Below are 8432 nucleotides of genomic sequence, written 5' to 3'. Positions count from 1 at the left end.
GCGCGGGGTGTGCATATTACGCTTTCCCGCTTCAGAGTCAAGCGTTTATTTTGCTTTTCTCTGCTGACCCGGCGGCTTGCGTGCCGTTGTTCCGTGTCAGTGGAGGCGCATTATAGGGAGTTCTTCTGAAGTGACAAGAGGTAATTTAAAAAAAGTTTCTGACCGTGTTTTTTTTCACCAAAAGCGATGAGATCAAGCTACAAATTGTTCTAATTGATGTATCTGCAACCACAATCACCCCTGAGATGGCATAATTAGCCGCATCAATATTTAAGGAATAAAAGCGATGCCATTAAGCGCACAACAGCTGGCAGCTCAAAAAAACCTGTCCTATGTGCTGGCAGAAAAGCTGGCTCAGCTGATCTTAGCGGGTAAATATGCCCCAGGTAGCATCCTGCCCAGCGAGATGGAGCTGGGGGATCAGTTTGGTGTAAGCCGTACCGCCGTTCGCGAAGCGGTAAAAACATTAACGGCGAAAGGGATGGTGCTTCCACGCCCGCGCATTGGCACCCGCGTTATGCCTCAGGGGAACTGGAACTTTCTCGATCAGGAGTTACTCACCTGGTGGATGACCGAAGATAACTTTAATCAGGTCGTCGATCACTTTCTGGTCATGCGCAGCAGTCTTGAGCCTCAGGCCTGTCTGCTTGCCGCCACGCTCGGCACAGCAGAGCAAAAAGCGCAGCTCAATACTTTTATGGAAGAGATGGTGGATCTGAAAAAGCACTTTAACCGCGAGCGCTGGATAGAGGTCGATATGGCCTGGCATGAACATATCTATAATATGAGCGGAAATCCTTTCCTGACCTCCTTTGCTTCTTTATTCCATTCTGTGTACCACACTTACTTTGCCTCTATCACACAGGATGAGGTGGTGAAGCTGGATCTGCATCAGGCGATAGTCGATGCCATTCAGGAAAGCGACGGGCAGCGAGCCCTGAGTGCGTGCCAGGCGTTGCTGGCCGCGCCAACCCACCAGCAGGTAAATAAATGACAGAGAAAAAAGCACGCAGTATGGCCGGATTGCCGTGGATTGCAGCCATGGCGTTCTTTATGCAGGCACTGGATGCCACTATCCTCAATACCGCCCTTCCCGCAATAGCCCAAAGCCTTAACCGCTCCCCACTGGCGATGCAATCCGCCATCATCAGTTATACCCTGACGGTGGCGATGCTCATTCCGGTCAGCGGCTGGCTGGCCGATCGTTTCGGCACGCGCAAAGTGTTTATGCTGGCGGTGACGCTGTTCACCCTCGGTTCTCTGGCTTGCGCCCTTTCTACCTCTCTGACGGAACTGGTTATCTTCCGCGTTCTACAGGGGATAGGCGGCGCGATGATGATGCCCGTCGCGCGTCTGGCGTTATTGCGCGCCTATCCGCGCAGCGAACTGCTCCCGGTGCTCAACTTTGTGACTATGCCGGGGCTGGTCGGCCCGATACTTGGCCCGGTTCTCGGCGGCGTACTGGTGACCTGGGCAAGCTGGCACTGGATCTTCCTGATTAATATTCCGATTGGTGTGGCAGGGCTAATCTATGCCCGCAAATATATGCCGAACTTCACCACACCACGACGCAGCTTCGATATGGGCGGCTTCTTCCTGTTTGGCCTGAGCCTGGTCCTGTTCTCCAGCGGGATGGAGCTGTTTGGCGAGAAAATCGTAGCGACGTGGCTGGCGCTGGCCATCATTCTTAGCGGTATTCTGCTGTTCCTTCTATATATCCGTCATGCGCGTCGCCATCCGACACCGCTTATCTCTTTATCTCTGTTTAACACCCGAACGTTTTCCGTCGGGATCGCGGGCAATATTGCCTCGCGTCTGGGCACGGGCTGCGTACCGTTCCTGATGCCGCTGATGCTCCAGGTCGGTTTCGGCTATCCGGCCCTGATTGCTGGCTGCATGATGGCCCCCACAGCGATGGGCTCAATTCTGGCAAAATCGACGGTCACGCAGGTGCTGCGCTGGTTTGGCTATCGTAAGACGCTGGTTGGCGTGACGATCTTTATCGGATTGATGATTGCGCAGTTCTCCCTGCAATCTGCGGCGTTACCCATCTGGATGCTGATCCTGCCGCTGTTTGTGCTGGGTATGGCCATGTCGACGCAGTTTACGTCGATGAACACCATCACCCTTGGGGACCTCACCGACGAGAATGCCAGCAGCGGCAACAGCGTACTGGCGGTCACTCAACAGCTGTCGATCAGCCTCGGGGTTGCCGTGAGCGCGGCGGTACTGCGGTTTTATGAAGGGTTTGACGGTACAAATACCGTTGAGCAGTTCCACTATACCTTTATCACCATGGGCGCGCTTACCGTGGTATCGGCGGTGGTCTTTATGTTGTTAAAACCAAAAGACGGCCGGAACCTGATTAAAGAGCGTCATAAAGAGAAGGCTAAACCGAACCGCGTTCCATCAGAACAGGAGTAAGCTGCAAACGTTGCTGTTGCAGCGTGGGCTGAGCCATGCGGTGGATCAACACATCGATGGCCAGCTCACCCAGTTCATCCTTCGGCTGATGAATGGTGGTCAGCGGCGGCGTCATGTAGCGCGCCAGTTCGATATCATCATAACCGACGATCGCCATGTCGTCCGGAACACGTAATCCCGCCTGATACAGCGCCTGATAAGCTCCGAATGCCATCGCATCGTTACCGATAAACACCGCCTGCGGGCGCGGCTCTTGCGCCAGCAGTTTCTGCATTGCTTCAAATCCACCGTTAAATTCGAAATCGCCGGTGATGCGATAGCCATCAGGAATGGCAAGCCCCGCCCGTTCCATGGCCGAAAGATAGCCTTCCAGACGCAAGCGCGCCGGGGTTTTATCCAGCGGGCCGGTAATACAGGCAATGCGGGTATAACCTTTATCGATCAGATGCTGAGTCGCCATATCGCCGCCCAGCAGCGAGTTATCCTGGATCAGATCGCTGGTGCCGTCGAACGGCGCCCAGTCCATCATCACCGTGGGAATAGAAGGGTAGCGCTGGATGATCTCTTTCGAAGGTTGATGCGTTTCGGTACAGAGCAGCAGCAGCCCGTCGACGCGTTTTTGCATCAGCGTTTCCAGGTTTCGGTTCATGCGCTGCTCATCACCTTCGGTATTACATAGCACCAGGCTGTAGCCGCGCTCGAAGCAGCTGCGCTCCACGCCGCGCACCAGTTCAGAATAAAAAGGGTTGGTACTGGCGGTGATCAGCATGCCGATGGTGCGCGTCTGGTTAAGCTTCAGGCTGCGGGCCAGCGCAGAAGGCGCATAATTGAGTTCTTTAATTGCAGCGTCAACTTTCTCCCGAATCGCCTCGCTGACGAAGCGATCCTTATTGATAACGTGGGAGACAGTCGAGGTAGAAACGCCCGCCATACGGGCGACATCTTTCATTGTGGCCAAGCGTTACCCCTGCTGACTTAAGAATTCATCAATCTCTTTACGCCATGGAACAGAAGGCTGAGCGCCTTTACGCGTCACCGCAATCGCGGCGGCGGCATGCGCGAAGCGAATCGCGTCATCCATTGCTTTTCCTTCCAGCAGCGCCGTTACCAGCGCACCGTTGAAGGTGTCACCTGCGGCGATGGTATCAATGGCTTTGACCTTAAAGCCCGGTACGCGACGGCCTTCGCCATTGACGCTAGCCCACACCCCACGGCTGCCGAGGGTGATGATCACGGTGCCGATGCCTTTATCATGCAGCGCAAGCGCGGCACGCGCGGCATCGTCATCATTTTCGACACGGATACCCGTCAGCTTTTCCGCTTCGGTTTCGTTCGGGGTGATGATATCCACCAGCGCCAGCAGCTCGTCTGATAATACACGGGCAGGCGCCGGGTTAAGTACGACAGACGTATGATTTTCATGCGCAATTTTCGCAGCGGCCAGCACGCTTTCAACCGGTGACTCCAGCTGCATCAGCAGGGCTTCCGCTCCGGCGATGATCCCACGCTGCGCTTCGACGCGTTCAGTCGTTAACGCGGCATTAGCCCCCGCATGAATACCGATGACATTCTCACCTTCCGCATTGACGAAAATCAGCGCCACGCCGGTAGATTCCCCTGCAACCACGCTGACGGGTGCGATGTCGATGTTGTCGCTTGCCAGCTGTTTGCGTACGCGCTCGCCGGTATCGTCATCACCCGTACAGGCGATAAATGCGATATTTGCCCCGCTGCGTCCGGCGGCAACTGCCTGGTTTGCACCCTTACCGCCGAACGCGACCTGATACTGATTGCCGGTGACGGTTTCGCCCGGAGTGGGGAACGTTTCAAGGTTAAGAATGTGATCGGCATTGATACTGCCAAGGACGACGAGGTTGCCTGCGGTTTTCATGTATTGAGGTGTCCATCTGAGAGCGCCACCGGTATTACCCGGTGGCGTATGCCACACTTTTCTTTTATTTGGTGTCCCTCAGGCAGCCAGCGACTGCCTGAATCGCCTTTACTGCTTAATGACCAGTTTCAGGTCAACAGGATATTTGGCCTGAACTTTTTCGCCCTTCAGCACTTTATCGGCAGTTTGCACGCCAGTCGCGCCAATCTGCTCAGGCAGCTGAGCAATGGTCGCAGCCAGTTTGCCATCATTTACTGCTTTTTCACCATCCGGCGTGCCGTCAAATCCGACAACCATCACATCTGATTTACCCGCAGTCTGGAGCGCACGCAGCGCACCGAGCGCCATTTCGTCGTTCTGTGCGAATACCGCCTGCACATCAGGATGCGCGGTCAGCAGGTTCTGCATGACGTTCAGACCCTTTGTACGGTCGAAGTCTGCCGGCTGGCTCGCCAGCACGTTAAATTTGTGCGCCGCTACAGCCTGCTGGAAACCTTCACCACGTTCACGGGCCGCGGAAGTCCCGGCGATACCCTGCAACTCGATCACTTTCGCGCCTTCACCTGCTTTCTTCGCGATGTAGTCACCGGCGATTTTGCCGCCCAGTACGTTATCAGACGCAATATGGCTAACAACGTCGCCTTTGGTCGCCTGACGGTCCAGGGTGATTACCGGGATCTTCGCCTGGTTTGCCATCTTCACGGCGTTACCGACCGCGTCGGAATCGGTTGGGTTGATCAGCAGGATTTTGGTACCACGAACGGTTAAGTCCTGAACGTTAGCCAGCTCTTTCGCCGGGTTGTTCTGAGAATCCAGCACCACCAGGTTGTAACCCAGTTTGTCTGCTTCTTTCTGCGCGCCATCCTTCAGGGAGACGAAGAACGGGTTGTTCAGGGTAGAGACAACCAGCGCGATGGTGTCCTTCGCCATGGCGTTAGCACTTACGGTTGCGCTCAGCGCGACAGCAGAAACCAGGGTAGCCAGTTTTTTCATGTTCATATCTAAGATGTCCTGTAGTGTCGTCAGTTACTGTTTTTTGTTGTCTACCAGTACCGCCAGCAAAATCACCACTGCCTTAACGATCATCTGGTAATAGGAGGAAACACCTAACAAATTCAAGCCATTATTCAGGAAACCGAGGATCAGTGCGCCGATCAATGTCCCAACAATGCGACCTTTACCGCCCGCAAGGCTCGTACCACCCAGAACCACTGCCGCGATGGCATCCAGCTCATAGCCCGTACCCGCCGTTGGCTGCGCGGAAGAGAGGCGCGCCACTTCGATGATGCCCGCCAGAGATGCCAGCAGACCGCACAGGGAGTAAACGATAATTTTAACTTTGTTGACGCTAATACCGGACAGACGCGTTGCCGATTCGTTACCGCCCAGCGCATAAATATAACGACCCAGACGGGTATGATGCAGCATGTACCACGCCGCCAGGAAGACGATAGCCATGATCCAGACTGGCGTCGGAATACCCAGCGGGCGTCCGATACCAAACCAGCCAAACAGATCGGCGTTTTCGGTAAAGCCGGTATTCACCGGGCTACCGTTGGTGTACACCATGGTGACGCCGCGCAGCAGCAGCATCATCACCAGCGTGGCAATAAACGCCTGTACGCGGCCTTTTGCCACAATCACGCCGGTTACCGCGCCAATTGCCGCGCCTGCCGCCAGCGCAGCAGCAACGGCTACCAGCGCGTTGACCTCAATACCGACAATCGACGCGGCAATCGCACCGGTGAGCGCCAGCAGGGAACCGACGGACAGATCGATACCCGAGGTCAAAATCACCAGCGTCATCCCCACCGCCATAATGGCGTTGACGGAGGTCTGCTGAAGAATATTGAACAGGTTATTAACGGTAAAAAAGTTCGGGCTCATGGTCGAGACAATCGCGATCAGCACCAGCAGGGCAATCAGCGATTTTTGTTCCATCAGCCATGCCTTTGTGAAATAGCGGCGACCAGAAACAGCCTGGGTAGTCATCTTCTTACTCCTGATTCACGCGATTAAGCTTGCCCACAGCGGCAGCCATCAGAACTTCCTGGGTGGCCTGCTCGCGAGTGAATTCACCACCGAGATGCCCTTCATGCATGACGATAATGCGATCGCTCATGCCTAATACTTCTGGCATCTCGGAAGAGACCAGAATGATGCTCAGACCGTCGGCCTTGAACTGGTTAATCAGCTGATAGATCTCTTTTTTCGCGCCCACGTCAACGCCGCGAGTTGGCTCATCGAGGATCAGTACTTTCGGGCGCGTCATCAACCCGCGGGCAATCGCCACTTTCTGCTGATTACCGCCGGACAACAGGCCAATCGCCTGCTCCATCGATGGGGTTTTAACGTTAAAGAGACGGATAAAATCGCTGACCGCCTGCTGCTCATCTTTATGTTTCAGGCTGCCGCCGCTGCGGCTGAAATAGCGTAGCGCGGTCAGGGACATGTTCTCTTTTACCGACATGCCCAGCACTAAGCCGTCACGCTTACGGTCTTCGGAGATATAGACAATGCCGTTCGCCAGGCCATCCTGCGGCGAGCGGGTGACCACCTCATGGCCGTCAAGGGTAACGTAGCCGCTGGTGCGCGGCAGTGCGCCATAGAGCACTTTCATCAGTTCGGTACGTCCCGCGCCCATCAGGCCCGCGACGCCAAGGATCTCGCCCTTGCGCAGGGTAAAGGAGACGTCATCCACGCCCGGCCCGCAGAGGTTATCCACCTTCAGGCGGATCTCTCCTGGCGCTTTGTCCAGACGCGGATACTGGTCTTCGAGCTTACGTCCCACCATCATTTCAATCAGCGAATCTTCGGTCAGCGTGGCCACTTCACGCTCGGCAATGAACTGCCCGTCGCGGAAGACGGTGACGTCGTCGCAGATCTCGAAAATTTCTTTCATGCGGTGAGAGATATAGACAATGCCGCGCCCCTGGGATTTCAACTCACGGATCACGCGGAACAGGGATTCGGTTTCGGTATCGGTCAGGGCGTCGGTCGGTTCATCCATAATGATGACCTTCGACTCGAAGCTCAGCACCTTCGCGATCTCCACCATCTGCTGATCGCCGATGGAAAGGTCGCCCACCAGTCGGTCGCTCTTAAAGCGCAGATTCAGCTTCGCCAGCAGTTTGTCCGCTTCGGCATACATGGTTTTCCAGTCGATTTTGCCAAACCGGTTCACGAACTCACGGCCGAGGAAGATATTCTCCGCAATGGTGAGCTGCGGGATCAGGTTCAGCTCCTGGTGGATGATGCCAATGCCCGCTTCCTGAGAGGATTTCGGGCCGTTGAAGGTGGTCTCTTTACCCAGCCACAGCAGCGAACCGGCATCGCGTTGATAGATCCCGGTCAGCACTTTCATCATGGTGGATTTGCCTGCGCCGTTTTCGCCCACCAGCGCCATTACGCGCCCGGAATAGACGTTCAGCGCCGCGCCAGAGAGGGCTTTAACGCCCGGGAACGACTTATCGATCCCTTTGAGTTGCAGTAATGCGTCCATGATGGCCTCAGAAGGTGACGCCAGCACAGAGAATGATATTCGCATACGGGGAACACTCCCCGCTGCGAATCACCGCCTGACTGTCTGCGGTTTGTTGTTTGAACTGCTCGTGCGTTGTGTAACGAATTTCTATGGTGTTTCCCTGGTGCTGTTGCAGTTGCTCAATGTGGCTGAGCAACGTTTCGTGGAGTTGCGGATTATGTTGTTTGATTTCCGCCGCGAGAATGGCCGCCTCAACCTGCATCTCCGCCGTCACGACTTCCAGTACCTGCATGAACGAGGGTACGCCCTGCGTTAACGCCATATCGATACGGGTTGTGCTGCGCGGAACCGGTAAGCCTGCATCGCAAACCACCAGCGTATCGGTATGCCCAAGACGGGAAATCACCGATGATATTTCTGAGTTGAGTACTGTGCCTTTCTTCATTTTTTGCTCCACTAGCGAAACGTTTCGCTAAAAACAGTGTAGCCGCAGAAGTGTTCAGAAAACCATCATGACGTAACGGATTTGTGATCGGCGTCGAAACGTTTCGCTAAGTGAAATGCAAAGGAGGTAAATGCAATACGGTAACCGTCAGGTTACCGTTTTTTATGTTTGCGCCCTCTCCCTGTGGG

Annotated in this window: 8 protein-coding genes; 2 read left to right on the top strand and 6 right to left on the bottom strand. The window is 55.1% G+C overall.

Going from position 1 to position 8432, the window contains the following annotated elements; genetic code table 11:
* Window positions 1–286 precede the first annotated feature (286 nt).
* Together CKK19_RS20110 and mdtD are read left to right on the top strand one after the other, a co-directional pair.
* The gene (locus CKK19_RS20110; protein ID WP_023298937.1) at window positions 287–994 is read left to right on the top strand and encodes a FadR/GntR family transcriptional regulator; all 708 of its coding nucleotides are present in this window, start codon (window positions 287–289) and stop codon (window positions 992–994) included.
* The gene (mdtD, locus tag CKK19_RS20105; RefSeq protein WP_023305119.1) at window positions 991–2424 is read left to right on the top strand and encodes a multidrug transporter subunit MdtD; all 1434 of its coding nucleotides are present in this window, start codon (window positions 991–993) and stop codon (window positions 2422–2424) included. Before CKK19_RS20110 ends, mdtD begins: the two co-directional genes overlap by 4 nt.
* Here mdtD and rbsR read toward each other — a convergent pair.
* The 6 genes from rbsR to rbsD all read right to left on the bottom strand — a co-directional run bounded on the left by rbsR (window position 2390) and on the right by rbsD (window position 8244).
* On the bottom strand, window positions 2390–3382 hold the full coding sequence (gene rbsR, locus CKK19_RS20100) for a ribose operon transcriptional repressor RbsR (protein ID WP_074174425.1): 993 nt from the start codon (window positions 3380–3382) through the stop codon (window positions 2390–2392). The two genes, mdtD and rbsR, sit on opposite strands and share 35 nt — an antisense overlap.
* Window positions 3383–3385: 3 nt before the next feature.
* Window positions 3386–4315, bottom strand: a complete 930-nt coding sequence (gene rbsK / locus CKK19_RS20095; RefSeq protein WP_003862399.1) for a ribokinase — start codon at window positions 4313–4315, stop codon at window positions 3386–3388.
* Window positions 4316–4423: 108 nt separating this feature from the next.
* Window positions 4424–5314 (bottom strand): ribose ABC transporter substrate-binding protein RbsB, encoded by an 891-nt coding sequence (rbsB, locus tag CKK19_RS20090; RefSeq protein ID WP_003862397.1) that lies wholly within the window; start codon window positions 5312–5314, stop codon window positions 4424–4426.
* Between the two features lie 27 nt (window positions 5315–5341).
* Window positions 5342–6307 (bottom strand): ribose ABC transporter permease, encoded by a 966-nt coding sequence (rbsC, locus tag CKK19_RS20085; RefSeq protein ID WP_022649866.1) that lies wholly within the window; start codon window positions 6305–6307, stop codon window positions 5342–5344.
* A 4-nt stretch (window positions 6308–6311) separates the two neighbouring features.
* A complete protein-coding gene (gene rbsA, locus CKK19_RS20080) occupies window positions 6312–7817 on the bottom strand; it encodes a ribose ABC transporter ATP-binding protein RbsA (protein ID WP_022649867.1) in 1506 nt (501 codons plus the stop codon).
* Between the two features lie 7 nt (window positions 7818–7824).
* A complete protein-coding gene (rbsD, locus tag CKK19_RS20075; protein ID WP_003862392.1) occupies window positions 7825–8244 on the bottom strand; it encodes a D-ribose pyranase in 420 nt (139 codons plus the stop codon).
* Between the last annotated feature and the right edge of the window lie 188 nt (window positions 8245–8432).

Origin of the sequence: Enterobacter sp. CCUG 70166, assembly GCF_020224095.1 — a bacterium.
Taxonomy (GTDB): Bacteria; Pseudomonadota; Gammaproteobacteria; order Enterobacterales; family Enterobacteriaceae; genus Enterobacter; species Enterobacter intestinihominis.
Note: the sequence above shows the minus strand (reverse complement) of the source record. Positions and strands in the feature narration are given on the sequence as shown.